2 protein-coding genes are annotated in these 1,801 nt (G+C 72.9%); both read left to right on the top strand.

The window, feature by feature from the left end; genetic code table 11:
• Window positions 1–466: 466 nt before the first annotated feature.
• Window positions 467–1,015, top strand: coding sequence for a SigE family RNA polymerase sigma factor (locus ACFXHB_RS44770; RefSeq protein WP_380582984.1), 549 nt, complete (start codon window positions 467–469; stop codon window positions 1,013–1,015).
• Complete coding sequence (locus ACFXHB_RS44775) at window positions 1,012–1,590, top strand: PASTA domain-containing protein (RefSeq protein WP_380582986.1); 579 nt, start codon at window positions 1,012–1,014, stop codon at window positions 1,588–1,590. Before ACFXHB_RS44770 ends, ACFXHB_RS44775 begins: the two co-directional genes overlap by 4 nt.
• The last annotated feature ends 211 nt before the right edge of the window (window positions 1,591–1,801 follow it).

The raw sequence follows: 1,801 nt of genomic DNA on the forward strand, positions 1-1,801 counted from the left end.
ACGGTACGCAAGGCGGTACGCAGACGGTACGCAGCGGTACGCACATGTGAAGCCGCACCCGGCCATCGACCGGAACCCCCGGAGACGAACGCCGGGGCTGGGTAGCTTCCTGGCAGCCGGGTGGTCCCGCTCACTGAGGAGGGCATGCACCAGACTTCCTGCGTCTGACGGTCGGTAGGAGGGTGGGCGCGCCCGGCGGCGGGCCGGGAGGCCGGTCACGGCCGGGTCGGACCGGCGACGGTGAACGCGCGGCCACACAAACGGTCAGTCGGGGCGTCGGCGCGGACGCGCCGTCCGCTTCGCCTGGCCCCGCCCGCACCCCGGGCGGCAGCGGCGCGAGGTCCTGGGACACCCTTCCGTCCCGACTGTGATTCACGTCACTGCCAGCGGCTCGGTGCAGCATTCGGCCCCGTTCCGCCGTCATGGGGGCAGTGATCGGGACGGGACGAGGAGAGGAGGTCGGCGGGTGAGGTTTCGCAGGAGCGGTCCGGGCAACGGATTCACGGAGTTCGTCGCACATCGGTCGGGAGCGTTGTTCCGTACCGCGTATGCGCTGACCGGTGACGTGCACGTGGCCGAGGATCTGGTGCAGGAGGCGCTGGAGCGGGCGTGCCGACAGTGGCGGAAGGTCGCGGTGGCGGACTCGCCGGAGGCGTACGTGCGCAAAGTGCTGGTCAACCTGGCCAACGACCGCTGGCGGCGGCTGTCGCGCCGGGGCGAGCGCCCCGGGCTGTCGGGGGTGCCCGAGATGGCCGACCCCCGGGACCGGTTCGGGCAGGTGGATCTGCGCGCGGAACTGATCGAGGCACTGCTCGGGCTGCCGATGGGCATGCGCAGCGTGGTGGTCCTGTACTACCTGCACGATCTGGACGCCCGGCAGGTCGCCGACGTCCTGGACATCTCTTCGAGTGCGGTGAGGTCCCAGCTCGCCCGCGGCCTGGCCAAGCTGCGCGATTCCGTATCGGGCGCCCAGGCGCCGCACACGCCGTCGGCCGCTTTCGGAGGTACGAAGTGAGGAACACGTCGTCCGGACCGGCCCCGTTCGAGCCGGGCCTCGAAGCCGAGCTGCGTGCCGCGGTGGCCTCCTTCGCCGACGGGCCGACGGCGCCGGTCGTCGACGCGGCCGCGATCGAGCGAGCCGTCAGCCGCAGCCGCACCCGCCGGGCGCTCCTCGGCACCGCTGCGGCGTGCTGTGTGCTGGCGTGCGTCACGGTGGGGTTCTTCGCGCTGAAGCCCGTGCCACCCGCGCCCGGCGCCTCCCCGTCCCTGTCCCCACTGGCGAACGGGGCGTGCACCCCGCTCGCCACCGGCACCCCCAAGAGCGGAAGTGCCGATGCGACTCCGACACAGGAGCAGGAGCAGACCGCGGGAGCGGGCATCGCGTTGCCGGACCTGGCCGGCATGCCGGTCGAACAGGCCGGAAGCCTGCTGCGCGGACTCGGACTGAGCTGCACGATCATGCGGCACACGGACTGGAACGCTCCCGCAGGGCAGGTGATCAGCAGTCAGCCCCGGGGCGGCGCAGCACCGGTGGCACCGGGCTCGTCCGTCCTCCTGCTGGTCTCGACGGGCAAACCCGGCGGAACCTGAGCGACTGGGCCCTTCGGCCCGCGCACCGGCCGAGTGACCCAGGGGCCGGTGCCGGGCGGTCCGTCGACCGCGGCGCACCGGCTGGACGCCCGCCCCTCCGGGCCGCTGCTGGACTTTTCCGAGGGGCGCGTGCGGGGAGGGGAGTGGGGGGCGACTTCATGATGGGCTGGGCGCCGAGGTTTCGTGAGGTACCCACCAGCGGCGATCCGGG

Source organism: Kitasatospora sp. NPDC059327, assembly GCF_042752535.1.
Classification (GTDB): Bacteria; Actinomycetota; Actinomycetes; order Streptomycetales; family Streptomycetaceae; genus Kitasatospora.